Origin of the sequence: Arthrobacter sp. UYCu712 (genome assembly GCF_040547005.1) — a bacterium.
In the GTDB taxonomy this organism is placed as follows: Bacteria; Actinomycetota; Actinomycetes; order Actinomycetales; family Micrococcaceae; genus Arthrobacter.
In genome coordinates, this window is sequence record NZ_JBEPOZ010000029.1 from 15505 (window position 1) to 34402 (window position 18898).

Here is an 18898-nt window from a genome sequence, read left to right on the forward strand (position 1 = left end):
AATGCCACATCAGCCTCCGATGAGGGAGCGAAGGAAGAGCAGCAGGTTGGCTGGTTTCTCAGCCATCCGGCGCATCAGGTACGGGTACCACTGCGTTCCGTAGGGGAGGTACACGCGGACGCGGTATCCGTCGCGGACCAACTCATCCTGCAATTTCCTCCGGACTCCGTACAGCATCTGGAATTCGAAGTCCCGCTTGTCCAGTCCTAGCTCGGCCGCGGTTTCCTTGACGACACCGATGCAGGTGTCGTCGTGGGTTCCGAAGGCCGGGTCCGGCAGGTGCTGAAGTGCCCAGCGGGAAAGATACTTGTATTGCTCGGTGACCTCGTCCGCGTCGCAGAGAGCGTCGGACGAGGATTCGTCAAAGGCGCCTTTGACAAGACGGATCCGGGGCTTGATGTCCGTGAAGGACAACAGGTCCTCGGGCGTTTGGCGCATGTTGGCCTGGATCGCCAGCCGGCTGTTGGGGTGGTCCGGCAGGATGCTCTTGTAAATGGCGAGGGTTTCCCGGCCCACCGAGCTGTGTTCCATGTCGACCTCCACGGTTGCCCCGTGGGTGGTGGCAGCGGTCAGGAGGGCCTTCAGGTTGTTCGCACACTCCTGGGGGTCGATCATGATGCCAAGCTGGGAGAGCTTCACCGAGACGGTTGAGCCCGGGGCCTGGTTTCGGATATTCTCGATGGCGCCCAGGTATTCCTGGGTCGCCGCCTTGGACTGGGCAAGGTGGTGTACCGACTCGCCCAAAAGGTCCAGGCTGACATCGATACCAGCCCGGTTGAGGGCCTTCGTCGCAGTCCAGGCTTCGTCCAAGCCGCGGCCCGCGACATACCTGTCCACGATGGGGCGGGTTAGCCGATTGCGCGTGGCAATGGCTTCAAGTTTCTTATTCTCTGCGACATGCAGGAGAAGTCGGTTCGGCATAGGTGCACTTCCTAAGAGTCGCCGCGGTGGGACCGCGGTTCCCGGCTGCTGGCCATTCGCTGTATGCGAGGGCAGGGGCAGTTAATGTGGCCCAACTCTCTTTCGAGCGCTGTTAGACCACCTTATCTTGTGATCACAAATCACACAATGGGTATAGTTGAACCAAATTAAAAGTGGTTCCCGGGGTTGAGAACAGTGGCAATTCAGTGCCTAGCTCTGCCAACGGCTTTGCTTGGATGATGGCCGGCATATTAAGGGCCATTTCACCCGCGCCAGAGCGGGCCCCCGGAAACCAAAGACCTTCACCTTGGCGTCCGCCCGCCCCCAAAGCAGTCGGCCGGCCGCGCGCACCGTCCTTCGAACCTGAAAGAAGATCACCCATGAACAGGATTCCAGCAGATGGCGTGGAACTGCCCGATGACGACGATGTCTGCAGAAACGGCCTCGCAGTAGACGGTTGCTTTTACTGCACAGGGCCGGAAACGGACTAAAGCCGCGGGCGGGCCCGCAACTACGCTCTGTGGACCGTGGTAATAGCCAAGAGGCACCCCTGGGCTTCGAGCTCCTCGGTGTGTGCGCCCAGGACCAGGGTGGCCAGGTCCGCTAGTTTCCTGCCATCAGATGTGGTGGCTGTACCTTCCAGGACGGTTGCCGCAACAATGCCGGTGCCGGGATCCAGTGCCACTTTGCCGTTCAGCCGCTGAACGCTCGTCCGTCCGGTGCAGGAGCCGCGACGGGTCATAAGATTCAAGCCAAGCTGGGGCTCAGCCGAAGCGAGTTCGATCGTTACGGCTACTTCTCCCGTGAATTCAACTTTTTGACCGAGCCGCAAAGTGCATTCGATGCCGTCTACGGTCATCGCCAAGGGTCCCTGGCTTGCGAGCGTAAAGACCCGGTCGATTCCGGGGAGGATCGAAAAATCGGCCGTCCGCGTCAGCTCGGCCAGGCTGAGCCGCCACTCGCAGTCCGTGTAGTGCCTGTCCGAAGAGCGCTCTGGTCCGCTTGTGGTACCGACGCTGATCTCCCTCGTATAGCCTGCGCCGTTGGCCCAGGCAGTCTGGGGGAGGTCAAGGGGGAGGACCACTCTTGGATCCGATGGGGTAGTCATGTGCTTCCTTTGCAGGTGCGGCAGGTCAAAGCTGCGGGGTTGGAACAAGTTTACAAACCCGTTACACCAAACTATTGACCGGATATGTGATCACAGATTACATTTTATGTGTGACACCAACCACATTCGACCACCGTTCCCCGGAGGCCGATCTTCCCGGCACTGAACGCCAGGGCTAAAGACCATCAGTCGGCGGGTGAAAGCCCGCCGGCACCAGCGCCTCCCGGCGCCCATCTGGAGGATGAGTACCCAGTGACCGACAATCAACAAAACCGCACCCAGGGTGCGGCCGGCACCACCGACGCGCTGAAGGCTCCGCAGCTTCAGCTGAAGGACATCCACAAGGAATTCAACGGGAATACCGTCCTGTCCGATATATCCCTGGACGTCAACGCCGGTGAAGTCGTGGCGTTCATCGGTCCTAGCGGCGCCGGCAAGAGCACACTGTTGCGTTGCGTGAATTATCTGGAGACGCCATCGAGCGGCGAGCTGTTGATCGACGGCAAGCCCACCGTGAAGATCGCTTCGAAGCCCACCCGCAACGAGCTGATGAACCTGCGCCGTCAGGTGGGGATGGTTTTCCAGTCCTTCAACCTCTTCCCGCACATCAGTGTGCTGCGCAATGTGGCCCTTCCTCAGGAGCGGGTCCTGGGACGTTCCCGCAAGGAAGCTGAGGAACGGGCCATGGAATTACTGACGCGCGTGGGCCTTGGAGACAAGGCGGACGCCCGCCCGAGCAAGTGCAGCGGCGGGCAACAGCAGCGCATTGCGATCGCCCGAGCACTCGCGTTGGACCCCGAGATCATGCTCTTTGATGAACCGACATCCGCCCTCGATCCCGAACTGGGCGGGGAAGTGCTGGCGGTCATGCAGGAACTCGCGGCAACCGGCATGACGATGCTTGTGGTGACGCACGAAATGTCCTTCGCCCGCAGGGTCTCGGACCGCACAGTCTTCATGGCCGACGGGCGGATCGTGGAGCAAGGAGCTCCCGAGCAGGTTTTCGGGGCACCCCGCGAGGCCCGGACCAAGAAGTTCCTAGAGGCGGTGCTGGAACGGTGATCGAGGCAATCCCCTTCCTTCTCCAGGGCCTGGGTACAACGGTGATCATCACCTTTGGATCCTTCCTGATCGGTGCATTTTGTGCCGTCCCGCTCGCATTGGCCAGGCTCTCAGACATTGTGCCGCTGCGCTTGCTGGCCACGGCCTACATCGAAGTTGTTCGAGGCATTCCACCCATTGCCTGGATGTTGGTACTTTTCTACGGGCTCGGGCGCTACGTCACCCTCCCGCCGCTCTTGGCAGCCTGCCTGGCCCTCGGTGCAGTCTCCACCGCGTACCTTGCGGAAAACTACCGTGCTGGCATCCAGGCTGTTGCCGGCGGGCAGTGGGAGGGCGCCGGAGCCCTTGGCCTTTCAAAAGGCGACACGTTCTGGCGCGTCATCGCACCCCAGGGCATTGGGGTGGCGCTCCCGCCGTCGGCTTCCTATGCGGTGGGGCTGCTCAAGGACTCGGCAGTCGCTTCCGTCATCGGTGTCAGTGACATCGCGTTCCAGGCGCTGACCCTGAACCAGCAGGGCAACCCCGGCCTGCCGATCTTCCTGGCCGCCGGTGTGGTCTACATGCTCGTCAGCGTCCCCATGGCTGTCCTTGCCCGCAAGGCAGACACCTTCATTCGAACCCGAAGCGCGGTGTGAACATGTTTGAGCAATGGATTCAATGGCTGCCGGGCCTCCTTTCCGGCCTCCAGACCAGCCTTGCAGTAACCGGTCTTAGCCTTCTGCTGGGCCTGCCGCTGGGCCTTGTCTTCGCCTTCGGGATGATCTCCCGTACCCGCATCCTGCGCCAGGCGACCATTCTCGTCGTCGAGCTCGGCCGCGGTATTCCGCTGTTGGTGGTTCTGTACGTTGTCTATTTCGGTCTGCCCGACGGCGGTATCGTGCTTGAGTCGTTTGCCGCGGCCGTCGTCGCTATTGCCTTCAACACCGGGGCGTACACCAGCGAGATCTTCCGGGCCGGACTCCTCAGTGTTCCCCGCGGACACATCGAGGCCGCCCAAAGCCTGGGACTGAACTGGACAGACGAAGCACGTTACATCGTTCTCCCACAGGCACTCCGCGCCATCGTGCCTCCCCTCATGTCCTACAGCGTCATCGTGTTCCAGGCCACGAGCCTCGGCTACGCGATCGCCCTCCCGGAACTACTGAACAGCGCCTATCAGATCGGGTCGGTGACCTTTGAATTCCTGAGCGTCTTTATCCTTGCCGGACTCATCTACGCCGCGCTGTCCATCCTCGTATCCCGCTTCGTAGACGCCATCCACAGCAAAACCGCCCACTAACCCTTTCCACCTCCAGGAGCATCTTCCATGCGTAAGTTCAAGATCACAGCCGTTATGTTCGCAGCGGTCCTGCCGTTGGCAGCCTGCGGCGGCACCTCAAGCACCGCCACCACCGTAGCGGCCGGCTGCACGCCGGTAGTGTCCGGCGTCGAGACTGCCACTAAAGGCAAGCTCACCATGGCCGTCGCCGAGTACCCGCCGTACGTGTCTATGAAGGGCGGCTCGCTCTCCGGCGTCGACGGCGAAGTCCTCAAGAGGGTAGCCAAGGACCTGTGCCTCGAGCCGGATGCCAAGACGTCCAGCTTCACCGCCATCATTGAGTCCGTAAAGAACGGCAGCGTCGACCTGACGGCCGGTAACTGGTACATCAATGAAGAGCGCGGACAGCAGTTCGCCGTCAGCAAGCCCGTGTACCTGGACAAAATGGCCCTGCTGACCTCCAGCGGCGCCGACACCATCGACGGCGTGTCCGGCGGCTCGGTAGGAACCCCGCAGGGATACCTGTGGGTCGGTGACCTCCAGAAGACCTTGGGCACAGACAAGGTCAAGCTCTACGCCACGGAGGACGCTGTCTACCAGGACGTGAAGTCCGGCCGGGCCGGCGCAGGCGTGATGACATACGGCGCTGCCCTGCAGCTCGTCAAGAGCAACAATGACAGCAAGCTGAAGGTCGCTGAACTCAAGCCGGACGAGAGGATCCAGGCTTCCGTAGGCGCGGCACAAACCGCCGTACTGGTGAACAAGACCAAGACCACTTTGCGGGACGCCGTCAACCAAATCGTCGAGAAGATGCGTGAAGACGGATCCCTCAAGAAAGCACTCGAAGACAACGGCCTGCCAGGCACGGCCGCTGACGTGAAGGCCGCCGCCGGCAGCTGATCCGCAGACGCTCACACACAAAGGCGGTTGGATCCTTCCAGAGGATCCAACCGTCTTTGCGTTCCCCGGGTGTTAGTGGGAACTCGTTTATGGCGTATTTGGTGGTGCAGGCGGAAGCAGCGCCCGGTATGTCTGGCCCACCGACGGTGGAGGCGCCAAGTCGCCGCCGGTGCCCAGACCGAAAGCCTCAAATAGGGACGCCCCCAACCGCGGCGAGAACGCTGCGGACATCGGGCCGCCGGCCCAGGCAAGGCATGCGTGAGCCATGAGCACCAGCACGATGTCTTCGGCGACGGAGTGGCGGAACCCCGGCTCCTGGGTTTGGGTCCTTCAGCATGGCCTGAACACGGTTGGCACGCACCGCCACCTTGTCCGCGAAAGCTTCCGCAACCAGCTCCTCCTTTAAGGAGAAACGGCCCAGAGGGTTGGCTCACCCACGCCGGCGCGTCGCGCGGCCTCACGCATAGAGGCATCCCGCCCGTTCTCGGCGAACAAATCGGGCGGCGCAACCAGAATCAGCTCCTGTCACGTGCCGCGCCAACCGCAGCCGGATAAGGCAAAATCACTAAAGTGACCGTCTAACCTTGATGGCTTAGTTGGCATGCCAAAGCCGCCGAATGCCTTGGTCCAATCTGAAGGTCCCGTGGCGCCGGGCTGCCAGTACGTGGAGAAGTGGACAGGAGGGTCCAGCCTCAAGGGCACAGGAAAGCACCCGCGCCGAACAGGTCGGCGCGGGTGCTTCGTATTTAGTTAGGCCATCAGTCCGTGAAGGGCATCGGCCAGGGTGCGTGCCCCGGTTTCGGCGTCCTCGTCGACCACGTGTTCTTCGGGGGAGTGGGACACCCCGCTCGGGTTCCGGACAAAGACCATGGCTGTTGGAACGTAAGGCGCCAGGACGCCGGCGTCGTGTCCGGCCCCAGTGTCCAGGATAGGAGCCTGCGGCAGGGCCAGCTGGAGCTCCTTCTGCAGGGCGGGATCGAAGTGCACGGTGGGGCTCAGGGATTCCTCACGGAGCTCCACGGTGCAGCCTTCCTCGGCCGCAATGAGCCGGGCCTGGGCATGGATGGCCTCCACAACGTGCGCTGTCACGGCGTCGTCGGGGTGACGCACGTCCAGCCAGAAGTCCACACGTGAGGCGATGACATTGGTCCCGCCGGGCACCGGCTGAAGCCGTCCGACGGTCGCCCTGGCGCAGGTTTGGTTGCGAGCGATGTCGCGGATGGCGACCACCATCCTGGAAGCCGACACCATGGGGTCATGCCGGTCGGCCATCAGCGTTGTTCCGGCGTGGTTGCCCTGTCCGTGGACGCTCAGGCGCCAGCGGCCGTGGCCGAGGATGGAGGAAGCAATCGCTATGGGCTGGTCGAGATCGATCAGCCCGCGGCCCTGCTCAACATGCAGTTCAACGAACGCGCCGATTTGGCCTAGGAGCTTTTCATCCCGGCCAACGAAACGCGGATCGAGGCCGTTGGCCTGTGCGATGTCCGCGAAGGTTGAGCCGTCCTGGTCGCGGAGGTTCCGGGCCTTGTCGGGGTCGATCGCGCCGGTCATGAGGCGGGAACCCAGGCAGGCGACGCCGAACCGTGAGCCTTCTTCTTCCGGAAAGACCACCACGGCCAGTGGCCGGGTAGGCGTGGAGATCCGGGATTTGAGGATGTCCACGGCCACCAGGGCGGACGCTACGCCCAGGGGGCCATCAAAAGCGCCGCCTCCGGGCACCGAGTCGAGGTGGCTGCCGGTCACCAGACTGTTGCTGCGGTCTCCGCCGGGTACATCCCACCAGGCCCAGATTGCTCCGTTGAGGTCGGTTTCGACGCTCAGGCCGCGCTTCGCCGCCTGTTCAATGAACCAGTTGCGCAGGTCAAGCTCTGCGGTGGAATACACCGGACGGGTGTAGCCGCCCCTGAGCTGATCCGTACCGGTGCCGGCGATCTCAGCCAGGAGGCCGGTGACGGTTGCGGCCGGACCTTGGGTTGAGGTTTCGGTGGCGGCGGTCATGCGTGTGCACCTGCTTCCACGTGGCCGGCCTGGGCTGCCAGCCGGAACTGGTCCGGAACCGAAGCGGTGCCCGTGGCCAGCCCAGCGGCGAGCTGGCCGATCAGCGGCGCGAACTTGGCGCCGTGTCCCGAGCAGGGGGAGAGGATGGTGATGCCGTCGACTCGGTCCAGGATGAAGTCCTCATTGGGGGTGTTCGTGAAAAGGCAGGTGGTCTCGGCATACGGTTCCGGAATGAGTCCCGGCATGTACTGCTTCACGTATTCGATGACCTGGCGACGGTTGGCGGGATCAATCTGTCCGTCCTGGTCCGCGGCCGACGGCAGGATCTTGCCGCCGTTGTATTCGGCGACTTTCTGCCCTCGGAAGTCCGCATCGCGGCCACCGGGAAGGCCGTAGGCCTGCCAGCCTGCGCGCTTGTGGATGAACGTGGGCCACGGCGATTCTGCCAGGTCCGGCTGATCGGCGTAGGGGAAGTGGTAGGCCTGTTCCTGGCGCACCTGGATCTGCGGAATTGCAGACAGGAACGTTGAAGGCAGCGACAGCGAATCCAGGAGCCGTGGAAGCCAGCCGCCGGCTGCGACGATCACGTTGGCGGCGTGGATGGAGCGGCCGTCTTCGGAAGTCAACACGTAGCCGCCGTTGGCTGCCGTGATGGAGGCTACGGCCCAGTTGTTGTGGAGCTGCGCTCCGTGGGCCACCGCCTGGTCCACCATGGAAGCCACGGATTCGTGCGCGTCGATGACGCCGGCGTCGGGGTGCCACAGGACCTGGGTGTCGAAGGCGATCTGGGGCCAGCGACGGTTGGCCTGGTCCGCGCTGAGAAGTTCGTGGTCAATGCCGCGGGCAGCCAGCACCGCGGCCAGGCGTTCGGGCTGACGGATGGCGCCGTAGTCTACGGCGCCAGTGGGGGTGATGAGTTGCTTGCCGCTCAGACGGGCCAGCTCGTCCCACCCGGCCTTCGCTTCCTGGACGAGGCCGGTGTAGAACTCCTCGGGATAGGCGTAGCGGAAGATCCGGGCCGAGCCATGGGAGCTTCCGGCATCGTTCGCGGGGGTTGAACGTTCGAGCAGGGCAACGTCGTGGCCGAGGGCGGCGAGATGCCACGCGGTGGCAGCTCCAGACAGCCCTGCGCCGACGACGGCGTATTCGGTCGATTCCATGGATGGCTCCTTAGGCGCAGGATGGGCAACCGGGGGTATGCCCTCTTCTTATCCAGTAACTCACCCGAAGTTGCATCGCGTCCAATATCATTTTACTTGTAATTATTAGCGTCAATCGAAAGAATCGCCATGGAACTCCGGCAGCTGCGGTACTTCCTCGTCGTCGCGGACGAGCTGCATTTCGGCCGGGCAGCAGAACGCCTGCACCTCACCCAGCCGCCACTCACCGTCGCCGTCAAAAGGCTGGAGCGCGAGCTTGGTGTCCAGCTCTTTGACCGGACCACCCGCCGCGTGACGCTGACCGCGGCGGGCCGGGCGTTCAAGGAGCGGATCCAGGCTGCCGTTTCGGACATCGACGACGCGGCCGGGGATGTCGCCGACGTCGCGGCAGGCAAGAGCGGCAAGATCAGGGTGGGATTCGTCAGTTCAGCGAGCTACACCACCGTTCCCGAAGCCATCCGGGCCTTCCGCCAACAGCGTCCGCGCATAGACCTGGTCCTGAATCCGCTCACCAGCGGGGAGCAGATTGAGCAGTTGCTGGACGGGAACCTTGATCTCGGACTCATCCGGGATCCGGGTGACATCCCCGGGCTGAACCTTGAACTGCTGAGCACGGAGGACCTGGTGGTGGTCCTTCCCGACACACACCACCTGGCGGCCGCGAAGGAAATTCGCCCTCAGGATCTCGAGGGGGAACCCATGATCCTTTTTCCCTACCGCCTGATGCCCGGGTTCGTGACGCGGGTCCTCCGACTCTTCGATGCGCTACGAACACCGCCGATCGTGGTGCAGCAGGCCATCCACCAAGAAACTGTCCTGGGCCTGGTCGCGGCAGGTCTGGGGATATCCGTCCTGCCGGAATCGGTGCAGCGGTTCCAGATGCCGGGGGTCACTACTCGCCGCTTTACTGGCAGGCCGCAGACGGAACTCCATATGGCCCGGGCCTTCGGCCATTCGCCGGCCGTAGATGACTTCATCCTGTGCCTCAAAGGAGAAATTCCGACATAAGCCTTGTGTGATCACATATCTCAGAAGTAGTCTGAGCGGACTTCTACGTTTGCCGCCGTTCAGGGCTGCCGACGCTTCCCAAATACAGAGGAAGTCCCATGCTCCAGCCAACCGCAGGCGTCGAACGTTTGTGCATCCAGGCTGCGCAGGAAGCCGGCGCTGCTGAGGCCGCTGCGGCGGCGCTGGCCGATGCCATCATCCACGCCGAGCTGCGTGGCCGCAGCTCCGTCGGTGTTTCGCACCTCTTCGACTACCTTGCCGGGCTGGAATCCGGTGCCATCAACGGGGCGGCGGTGCCGCTCATCTCAGTCCGGGGCGGAATCATCGCCTGCGATGCCGGCAAAGGCATCCCTCACACCGGGTTTCTCGAGGCTGTCGACACAATCCTGGAGGTGGCCGGCACCCATGGCTGCGCCGTCTTCCTGCAGAACAATTCGTACACTTGCGGTGAGCTCGGCTACTTCACGGACCGCCTGGCCGAAGCCGGACTGGTCTCTCTTGCCGCGGCAAATTCCCCCGCCCTGATGGCAGTGGGTTTCAGCGGGCGACGGGTTCTGGGGACAAACCCGATATCTTTCGCCGCCCCCACCGGGCAGCAACCGTTCCTCGTCGATCAGGCATCAAGTGAGACAGCCTTCGTAGCTATCCGCGAGGCGGCGGCGGCCGGAACGGAGATACCAGCCGGGTGGGCTGTCGATTCCCATGGCGAGCCGACCACGGACGCCAGTGCCGCCGTCGACGGTTCCCTTTTGCCCTACGGAGGCCACAAAGGCGCCAACATGGCGCTCGTAGCAGAGGTGCTGGCCGGACTGGCAGGCGGACTCTGGTCGGTCGATGCGCCGTCGTTCACCGAAGGAAGTTCAAGCCCTGAAATCGGCATGACTGTTCTGGCTATCAATCCGCGCTTCGCTGATCAGGCTTTCCCGCTAAGGCTTGGCGCACATTTGGACCGGCTATCCCGGGACTATCAGGTACGGATTCCGGGACGGCGGGCAGTGGGTGCAGCAGGCAAAGGCGTTTTGGAGATAGATGGCGGGCTGTTCGAGAAGCTTCAGTCCGCCGCGCAGAAAAACACGACCAGGAAGTCGGGACAAGCATGAACGACATACACGATGTCGTGGTGGTCGGGGCCGGACCGGCCGGGCTGGGACTCGCCTACGATCTCCGCGACCTGGACCTTGACATCCAGGTACTCGAGGCCGGCGATGACGTGGGCGGGCGGACCCGGAGCGTCCACCTCGCCGGCGCCACGGTCAACACGGGTGCCATGTTCATCTATCGCGGAACGCGAGCCGAAACGCTTGCAAGGGAACTGGGACAGGAAACCGCACCTTTCCACCCGGAAACCTACGGCATCCATATCGACGGCGTTACGTCCGTTGCGGAGTCCTCTCCCGAAGTCGTCGAACGCCTCCCGCTGGCTCCTGAGTCCAAGGAGGCGCTGGTCGATTTCATGGAAGGACTGGCCCGGGAGTACAGGGAAAATGTGTCGGGCGGAACCATCACCGCCAAAGCCGCGGGGCTGGAGCATGAAACCGTCGCCGCCAGGCTGACAGGGCTGCCGGGACCCGCCCGGAGCATCATTGAATCAGCGGTCCGGGGCGGCGCGGTGGGGGATGCGGCCCAACTGTCGGCCAAGTACGCTCTCCGCTATCTCGCCAGCTACATCGCCCACGAACGCGACAACCGCCTCTACCCGGTGAACGGCATGCAGGCCCTTCCGCGCGCCCTCGCCGCCAATGCCGGCGCCCGGACATCCATTGCTACAGGCATGCGTGTCCACAGTGTGCGGTTACGGGATGACCTGCTTGAAGCTACTGCCGGTGACGGGGAGAACCAGCGGGTGTTTCTGGCCCGCCACGCTGTGGTGACGGTGCCCGCTCCGCAGGTGGCAGGCCTATGCCACGACCTGCCCCGCTGGAAGGTTGAGGCCCTGCGGGCGGCTAAGACGCCGGGCAGCACGACGCTCACCATTGCCGCCAACATAGAGGGCCTGCCGGAGTTCGCGGAATGGTCCTTCGTTTCGACTGTGGGGAAGAAGTTTGACGCCATCATTAATCCTCAGCCCGGTGTTCTGCCGGCCGACGGAATCGTCAGGTTTACGTGCTACGGAAACTCGGCCGGATTCATCCGGGGAATCGAAAGCGATGAACAGCAGATCCAGCAGTGGATCGACGACTTCCTGGAGGTCGCTCCGGAGCTCCAAGACCGGATTGTCGGGTCAGTGGCCACCACCTGGGAGCACTGCTTCTCCGTGCTGTCCCCGAAGCGCAACGACGCTTTGCCCGAGCTCCAACGCAGTATCGGCAATCTGCATTTCGCGGGGGACTACACCTCGGAGACGGCAGGTTCGCACGGCTCATACGGGGAAGCCAGTCGTGTGGCGCAGGTGTTGCGAGAAGCCTTCGGGAAGGGCCCACAAGCCCGTCCCACCGGGGACTATTAGCGTCTGGCTAATAGATGCATGCCCAGCAGCTGGCAGGAGAAGCGCAGCCCTCCGGGGACTGCGCTTCCTGTGTGTTTAAGGGGGCTCCCTGCAGCTTCAAACTCTCCCAAAAAGATGCGCACAAAGGGTAGTTGTGATCACATATCTCATCTAGACTGTGATTCAGCCGACGATTTTCGGGGTGTCTTGAACCTTGATGACGGTGGCCGAATTCTTTCTTCACCGCTAAGGGCGCCAATGCGCGACTCCTGACGCCAACTCGACATTTTGACGTGAGACGTGGACGTCTCTGACTGCACAGGAGATATCGTGGACACCGCCCGAATTGACGCAGACACCCGTATCCTCATCATTGGCGCCGGCGTGGTTGGTGCAGCGCTGGCCGACGATCTGACCCGCCACGGCATGAAATCCGTAACGGTGGTGGACCAGGGTCCCCTCTACCGGACCGGTGGGTCCTCATCCCACGCACCCGGGTTCGCGTTTCAAACCACCGGTTCCGGAGTCATGTCCGAGCTGGCGCGGCGAACACTCGACAAGCTGGACGGCCTGACATTGGACGGCCAGTGGATCCTCAAGAGGGTGGGCGGCCTCGAACTGGCCTGTGATGGGGAACGGCTGGAGTACCTGCATCGCCGGCACAACCTCGCACAGTCCTGGGGCATCCCGTCCCAGATCGTGTCCCCAGAAGAGTGCGGGAAGCTGTTCCCGGGCCTGGACACGTCCACTGTGCTCGGCGGGCTGCACACCCCAACGGACGGTGTGGTCAAGGCCGTGCGTGCCGTGGAGTGGCAGGCACGTCGCGCCATTGCCAACGGGGCACGTTTTTATGGCCATACTGAGGTTACGGGGTTCCGTATGGAACGTGGACGCGTGACCGGCGTCGACGTCCGACCCACGCCACCCGTGCCGGGCAACCCCTCCAAGGGTGACCAGCTTCCAGAAGGGACGTCCTTCCTGGAAGCGGAAATCGTAGTCGTATGCGCCGGGCTCTGGGGCCCCGGGCTCGGCAAACTGCTGGGCCTGGAGCTTCCCATGGTGCCCATGGAGCACTGCTCCTCCTCCACCGATGCCCTTCCGTCGCTTGCCGGCTTCAGCGACGAGGTAGAGATTGACCGGCCCATGGTGCGGCACCAGGCCACCGGCTCCTACTTCCGCCAAATGGGGGAGCGGCTTGTGTGGGGCACGTATGAGCATCGTGCTATCCCCGTGGACCAGGCCGAGATCGCCAGTCCCGAGGACTTTGCCCGAACGCAGATCGAACCCGCGATCCATCCCCTGACGTGGAACGATCTCAAGGACGGGTGGAACGAACTGAGGCGGTTGTTCCCGGAGGCGAACAGCTGCGAACCAGCAGAGGGATACAACGGCATCTTCTCGTTCACTCCGGACGGCAACCCGCTCCTCGGGGAGGTCCCGGGCATCAGGGGACTTTGGCTGGGCGAATCCGTGTGGCTGACCCAATCCGCAGGCGTGGCTGGCGTCCTGGCTGACTGGATTGTGACCGGAGATCCCGGCGTTGACACGACGAGCCTCGACTTCCGTCGCTTCGATCAAGCACACCTGACGCGCAGCGCCAGCATTGCGCGGGCCAGCGAGAACTATGACGAGGTCTACGACATCAGCCACCCGCGCAACCAGACGAAGCAACTGAGGAAGTTCGCCACAACGCCCTTCTATGTTCGGCAGGAAGCCCTGAAGGCAGAGTTCGGGACCTCACAGGGCGGCTGGGAGCGTCCGCTGTGGTACGGCACTACCAAGGCGAATCAGCCAGCAGTGCCGCGGGACGCATGGGGGACGTACGGATGGTCTCCGTCCATTTCTGCCGAGGCGCGCCAGGCCGCAAGCGGCGTTGGGCTCGTCGACAGGGGAGCGGTCAGCGTCTTCGAAGTCCGCGGTGAGGAGGCCGGGAAGCATCTGGATGAAATCCTCGGCTCAGCTGTAACTTTGCTGGTCAACGGTTCAGCACACGCCCACCTGAAGAGTCCGTCCGGGGGTATCGCAGCTGTTCTGACGGTTTTGCGGACTGCTGACGACTCATTTCTCGTCATCGGCAGCAGCCCCGAGGACGTCTGGCACCTCCGTCGGGAGACTCCGCACTCTGACACGGTCACCGTTTCCGATTTGTCGTCAGCAACAACCGCGTTGGCGCTGATCGGTCCGGATGCAGCAACAGTTCTCGGTTCGGTCACGCGCGGTGCCGCCCCCGCGGCGAACTCACCCGAGACGCCAGTGCTCGACCTCGGAGGCGTTCGGGTCCGCGTCGTCGCGGAAACCGCCGCCGGCGCGGGCGGCTGGACACTGTATGCGGCCACAGAACACGGACTGTACCTCTGGGATCTCCTTGTTGAAGCCGGTGCACAGCATGGGATGGCCCTCGTCGGCGACGAAGCATTCACCGCATTGCGGATCGCCAACGGAGTACCTGCATTCGGTGTTGAGTACGGCCCCCGGGACACCGCCGTTGAAGCTGGCCTTGCCGGCCCTTCCACCGATGAGGGCGCACGTCCTGGGCACCGACTGCTCGTGCGCCTGAGAATGCGCAGCGATCTCCACGCCGTCGTCCCGGGTGAACCGGTGTCGAAGGACGGCTGCGTGGTCGGGTTCATCACAAGTTCCGCCGAGGACCCCGCCTCAGGTCATTTCCTCGCGTTCGCCTGGGTCGACCCGGAAGCCGCGGAGGAGGGCACTGAAGTGGAGATTTCGCACCTCGACCGGCGTTGGGCGGCGTGCGTCGAGCGTTCCCGCTAAGAGACAAGTAGCGGGTGCGAGGTCAGCTCTTGTGTTTTCCATCCGGCAGCCGCACACACGATGTCCAGAGTGGCGACGCGCTCCAGTACTCCCGTATCCAGGAAAGTTCACGCGCCCGTAAAGGGGCGAGAGCCTGCTGACTGGACGTCTCCGTCTACGCCAACAACGGCGGTGATCAGATGAGCCTGGACGTGCGCAGGCATTTCAGTCTCAACGTCCGCTACCAGTTCGTGCTGCTCTACACCGTTGGCATGGCGGCGGTGCAAGCCGCCGTCGAGGACATTAATGCGGCCGTCGCCGACGGCGCACTTCTGGTGGGAGAGGCCGCAGGCCTGCCGCTGCATCGCTTTGACCTGACCGACACGGCTGCGGCCCACGCGGCGGTGGAGGAGAGCATCGTCGGCAAGGTGCTGATCGACGTGTTAGCGGGCTAAGCGATAACGCTCATTGCCGGCCCGACGTCCATCATGCGCCGCAGCCAGGGAACTGAGCGGGTCAGGCGTAGGGGAGCGCTTTTGACGCTGGGCCTACAGCGGGGTCGGCCCACCAGCTCCTCTAGAGGCCGCGGCGGCCCACCCACTGGCTATGCAGCAGCGGAACCACCGACGCGATCATTAGCCCGCTGCCGAGCACCGTGTCGTCCGCGCGGACCACGGATCCTGCGATGAGCAGGGCTCCGAACACCAGCGCCGATACCGAGCGCTGCACCATGCGGCTAAGCCGTGCCACCTGCCGTTCGAGGCGCGGGTTGGCTGCCGACAGTGCACCCTCCTCGATGAACGTGAGAAGCCCATCGACGCGTTTGGGCAGACGCAAGGCGACCCCCGCGGCGTCGAGCGCTTGCTGGGCGGCGTCCTGCACGATCTTGCCGCGCTCGTCGCGCAGCAGCTGCGCCGCATAAGGTTCGACCGAGTCCCACAGATTGAACCGGGCGTCGAGCGAGCTGCACACACCCGACGTCAGCGACATCGCGCGGATGATGAGCAGGAAGTTCTCCGGCAACTGAAACGGCAACGAGCGGACCACGTCACCGAACTCCAGCGCAAAGTCACGGAACTCCCGAGGGTCCACCTCACGAAGCTCGGCGAAGCCCATCCCGCCAAACCTGGCGAACAGGTGCGTCATGGCCCGCTCAAGCTCGACCGTATCGGCCGACGGAACCAGCACACCCACGTCTCTGATCGCAGCCACCAGGCCCTTACCGTCACGCGAGGCGGCTGCGATCAGCAGCTGCCGCAGGCCACTGCGCGTTTTGGGCGGCACCTCTCCCATCATGCCGAAGTCGATGAACGTCAGCTTCCATGGGCGCTGTGCGGATGAATCTGCATTCGGCGTGACAAAGATATTGCCCGGATGCGGATCGGCGTGGAAGAAGCCCGTTGTGAATATCTGGTCGAACATCACCGACGCAAAGACCGGGGCAACCTGCGCCGGATCGATGCCGGCCGCTCGAAGGGCCGCCAAGTCCGTGATCTTGATCGCCGTGACATCTTCCAGGGTGAGCACGCGGCGGGTACTCCGTTCCCAGACGACGTCAGGCACGATCACTCTGTCGTCTTCATTGAAATCAGCGGCAAAGCGCTCCGCATTCGCCGCCTCATGGAGGTAGTCGATTTCCTCGAGGCTGGTCTGCGCAAACTCCTCGACCAGTGCGGGCATGTCAGCCCGATCGGACACGAGGCGCACGTGGCTAAGCCAGCCGCCAACTTTGCGTAATGCGGCCAGATCGACGTCGACAATCGCGTCGATGCCCGGTCGCTGCACCTTCACCACAACGTTTTCGAGACCGGTGTCGGCGGCATCGGTGTGAAGAAGTTGGGCCCGGTGCGCCTGCCCCAGGGATGCAGCAGCGATTGGCATCTCCTCGACCGAGGCGAACACCCGGTCCAGTGGCGCACCCAGCTCCGCCTCGGCAAGGGCACGGATAGCTGGGAACGGGACGGGGGGAGCCTCGTCCTGCAGCCCTTCCAGTTCAGCGGTGATCTCCGGCGGGAGCACATCGAGCCTGGAGGACAGGAACTGACCAACCTTGATCATCAGACCGCCCAGGTCCACTGCGAGCACATGGAATCGCTGCGCGAAGCGGCGCATCCTCTTGGTCCGGGTGCGTTCGGCAACCCTGGCCAGCCCGATGCGGGGGAGGAACAGCTCAAACCACCATGTAACCGCAAGATGCCACGCGGCGAAGCGCAGGATGCGACGGTAACGGGCACGGGTGTTCCCTGCGCCGGCGCCCGGATCTGCCCGGCCCCGGCGAACCGACGTCACCCTCGTCAGTCCTGAGCGAGGATCGAGTACAGTCGACGACGTGCCTCGTCGAGCACCTTTACGGCCTCCTGCACCTGCTGCGGGGAGCCTGTGCGACCCACCTGGGCAGCAGCCTGCGCGAGCTCGACGCCAGCCTTGGGCAACGCCGCGAACCCGGGGCCTGAGGCCGGATCCGTTGACTCCCATAGGGCTGACGCATCGGCGCCCGCTACCTCTTCCCGGCCCGTATCGGTCAGAGCGTAAATCTTGCGGCCGTTGGATTCCTCGGCACTGACGAACCCCTCATCGGCCAGCAGTTGAAGCGTTGGGTAGACGGAGCCGGCACTCGGCTTCCAGCTGCCACTGCTGCGCTCCTCGATTTCACGGATGATCTGGTAGCCGTGCATCGGCCGCTCCGCGAGCAGGGCCAGTATCGCAGACCGCACCTCGCCTCGACCCGCGCGGGTGCCCGAGCGCTTCTCAAACCTTGAACGCAGGTCCTCAACGGCCTGCCACATGCCGTCGATGTTGGGGCCACCGAATCCGCCCGCTGGGTATGAACTACGCATCATGCTCTCCTCCGTGAACCGTGAACCGTGAACGATATACACCGATAGTCAACGATACATGGAGGCGTGCCCTTTTGGTCTTCTCATGAACGGTACGACAAAGACTAGCAAGGGTACTTACCATCCCATGATAACCATGCTTACTATTCTCTTGTGTGGGTTCGACACAGCGGCCGGGCCGCCTGGCCGGTTGCGTATCCACCCGCCTGTTCTGGGGCGGAGCACGCATGTGTGGATCGGCTCAGGGCCTCGGCCAGCAGTGAAGTAGTCAGTGCCAATCCATCGTTATTTGAGGAGCCACCTTGTACTTGCATACCCAGCAACTGATCAATGAAATCGCCGTCGACGAGCCGGATCCCGCGGCGGCCAACGCCCTGCAGGAAGGCCTGGGCGGGCAGTTCGGCGAGATGCGCACGATGATGCAGTACCTCTTCCAGAGCATCAACTTCCGCGGGGATCCCGCGTCCAAGCCGTACAAGGACCTCCTCCAGGGCGTGGGCACCGAGGAGATCAGCCACGTCGAACTGATCGGCACCACCATTTCGCGGCTTCTGGACGGGTCTCCCGAGTATCAGGGCAAGAAGACGGACCCGGTGGATCAGCCCGGCGCAAAGGGTGCCACTCCGCTGAAGATCGCGCTGGACACCAGCAACATCCACCACTATCTGGTCGGCGCACAGGGTGCGCTGCCCGTGGATGCCGCCGGCAACCCGTGGTCAGGCTCCTACGTCTATAACAGCGGCAATCTGGTCCTTGACCTGCTGTACAACCTGATGCTCGAGTCCACCGGTCGGTTGCAGAAGTGCCGGATCTACGAGATGACCGACAATGCCGCCGCACGGTCCACGATCGCGTACCTCATCGTCCGGGACCAGGCCCATGAGAATGCCTTCGCGAAGGCCCTGGAAGGCCTCGGGGTGAACTGGGGCAAGGTGCTCCCGATCCCGAAAACCAATGCTGAGCAGTTCCCCGAAGTGAAGAAGCTCCTGGACCTGGGCCTGCAGAGCATCCAGTACACCTTCAGTGCCGACAACCTCAGCGAAGCGGGCAAGCTGTACCGGGGCGCATCGCCCTCTAATGACGGCACCGAACTGAGCACCGACGTCATGCCTGACGGTTTCCCGATGACAATTTCACCGGAACGCCGCGAGGAATTCGCCCCCGGCTTGGATGCTGACCTTCTGGCCCTCATCCAGGCAACCGCCGAAGTTGAAATGAAAGAAGCCGATGGCCCCAAGGAATCTGGCCCTAAGGAACCCAAGAAGCCCAGGAAATAGTCCGCGTGGGGCTGCCTTGTTGGTCGCCGGCGCTCCGTCAGTTTCATCACGGAGCGCCGGCGGTTCTTGCGTGTTTCCCGATGTTGGAGCCACGGCCGGAAGTTCCCGGACGGGCGCTCCGGATAAAGAGTCTGACTGTGTCTACCGTCGCTCACCACCGCAAACCAGTACGTGCTCGCGGTCGAAGACCCTG

The 18898-nt window shown here is 63.3% G+C and carries 16 protein-coding genes; 10 read left to right on the forward strand and 6 right to left on the reverse strand.

All coding sequences use genetic code 11. From position 1 onward, the window contains the following. Positions 1-9: 9 nt before the first annotated feature. A complete protein-coding gene (locus ABIB51_RS20305) occupies positions 10-921 on the reverse strand; it encodes a proline dehydrogenase family protein (protein WP_354191158.1) in 912 nt (303 codons plus the stop codon). 511 nt (positions 922-1432) lie between these two features. Further along, a complete protein-coding gene (locus ABIB51_RS20310; RefSeq protein ID WP_354191159.1) occupies positions 1433-2029 on the reverse strand; it encodes a HutD/Ves family protein in 597 nt (198 codons plus the stop codon). Positions 2030-2281: 252 nt separating this feature from the next. Between ABIB51_RS20310 and ABIB51_RS20315 the strand changes: the two genes are divergently transcribed. The 4 genes from ABIB51_RS20315 to ABIB51_RS20330 are packed head-to-tail and all read left to right on the forward strand — an operon-like array spanning position 2282 to position 5249. Further along, the gene (locus tag ABIB51_RS20315; RefSeq protein WP_354191160.1) at positions 2282-3091 is read left to right on the forward strand and encodes an amino acid ABC transporter ATP-binding protein; all 810 of its coding nucleotides are present in this window, start codon (positions 2282-2284) and stop codon (positions 3089-3091) included. Continuing rightward, a complete protein-coding gene (locus ABIB51_RS20320; protein WP_354191161.1) occupies positions 3088-3726 on the forward strand; it encodes an amino acid ABC transporter permease in 639 nt (212 codons plus the stop codon). Before ABIB51_RS20315 ends, ABIB51_RS20320 begins: the two co-directional genes overlap by 4 nt. 2 nt (positions 3727-3728) lie before the next feature. Then, on the forward strand, positions 3729-4370 hold the full coding sequence (locus tag ABIB51_RS20325; RefSeq protein ID WP_354191162.1) for an amino acid ABC transporter permease: 642 nt from the start codon (positions 3729-3731) through the stop codon (positions 4368-4370). Positions 4371-4397: 27 nt separating this feature from the next. Next, positions 4398-5249 carry a substrate-binding periplasmic protein gene (locus ABIB51_RS20330; protein WP_354191163.1) on the forward strand — a complete coding sequence of 284 codons (852 nt, stop codon included), beginning with the start codon at positions 4398-4400 and terminating at the stop codon, positions 5247-5249. A gap of 750 nt (positions 5250-5999) precedes the next feature. On the opposite strand, the gene ABIB51_RS20335 is transcribed toward ABIB51_RS20330, so the two are convergent. Both ABIB51_RS20335 and ABIB51_RS20340 read right to left on the reverse strand, forming a co-directional pair. Next, positions 6000-7247: an allantoate amidohydrolase gene (locus ABIB51_RS20335; protein WP_354191164.1), complete on the reverse strand. Its 1248-nt coding sequence runs from the start codon at positions 7245-7247 to the stop codon at positions 6000-6002. Beyond that, entirely contained in the window at positions 7244-8407 is a 1164-nt protein-coding gene (locus ABIB51_RS20340) for an FAD-dependent oxidoreductase (RefSeq protein WP_354191165.1), read from the reverse strand. Before ABIB51_RS20340 ends, ABIB51_RS20335 begins: the two co-directional genes overlap by 4 nt. Before the next feature lie 129 nt (positions 8408-8536). Here ABIB51_RS20340 and ABIB51_RS20345 point away from each other — a divergent pair, with 129 nt between their 5' ends. From ABIB51_RS20345 to ABIB51_RS20365, 5 genes are all read left to right on the forward strand, one after another. After that, the gene (locus tag ABIB51_RS20345) at positions 8537-9415 is read left to right on the forward strand and encodes a LysR family transcriptional regulator (RefSeq protein WP_354191166.1); all 879 of its coding nucleotides are present in this window, start codon (positions 8537-8539) and stop codon (positions 9413-9415) included. A 98-nt stretch (positions 9416-9513) separates the two neighbouring features. Beyond that, positions 9514-10515, forward strand: coding sequence for an Ldh family oxidoreductase (locus tag ABIB51_RS20350; RefSeq protein ID WP_354191167.1), 1002 nt, complete (start codon positions 9514-9516; stop codon positions 10513-10515). Then, complete coding sequence (locus ABIB51_RS20355; RefSeq protein WP_354191168.1) at positions 10512-11861, forward strand: flavin monoamine oxidase family protein; 1350 nt, start codon at positions 10512-10514, stop codon at positions 11859-11861. The genes ABIB51_RS20350 and ABIB51_RS20355 overlap by 4 nt, the downstream gene beginning before the upstream one ends. A gap of 309 nt (positions 11862-12170) precedes the next feature. Then, a complete protein-coding gene (locus tag ABIB51_RS20360; protein ID WP_354191169.1) occupies positions 12171-14612 on the forward strand; it encodes an FAD-dependent oxidoreductase in 2442 nt (813 codons plus the stop codon). A 179-nt stretch (positions 14613-14791) separates the two neighbouring features. Next, the gene (locus ABIB51_RS20365) at positions 14792-15046 is read left to right on the forward strand and encodes a hypothetical protein (protein WP_354191170.1); all 255 of its coding nucleotides are present in this window, start codon (positions 14792-14794) and stop codon (positions 15044-15046) included. Positions 15047-15167: 121 nt separating this feature from the next. On the opposite strand, the gene ABIB51_RS20370 is transcribed toward ABIB51_RS20365, so the two are convergent. Both ABIB51_RS20370 and ABIB51_RS20375 read right to left on the reverse strand, forming a co-directional pair. Next, positions 15168-16880, reverse strand: a complete 1713-nt coding sequence (locus ABIB51_RS20370) for an ABC1 kinase family protein (protein ID WP_354191171.1) — start codon at positions 16878-16880, stop codon at positions 15168-15170. A 5-nt stretch (positions 16881-16885) separates the two neighbouring features. Beyond that, positions 16886-17428 (reverse strand): PadR family transcriptional regulator, encoded by a 543-nt coding sequence (locus ABIB51_RS20375; RefSeq protein WP_354191185.1) that lies wholly within the window; start codon positions 17426-17428, stop codon positions 16886-16888. A gap of 302 nt (positions 17429-17730) precedes the next feature. Here ABIB51_RS20375 and ABIB51_RS20380 point away from each other — a divergent pair, with 302 nt between their 5' ends. Further along, entirely contained in the window at positions 17731-18705 is a 975-nt protein-coding gene (locus tag ABIB51_RS20380; RefSeq protein ID WP_354191172.1) for a manganese catalase family protein, read from the forward strand. Positions 18706-18898: the final 193 nt, after the last annotated feature.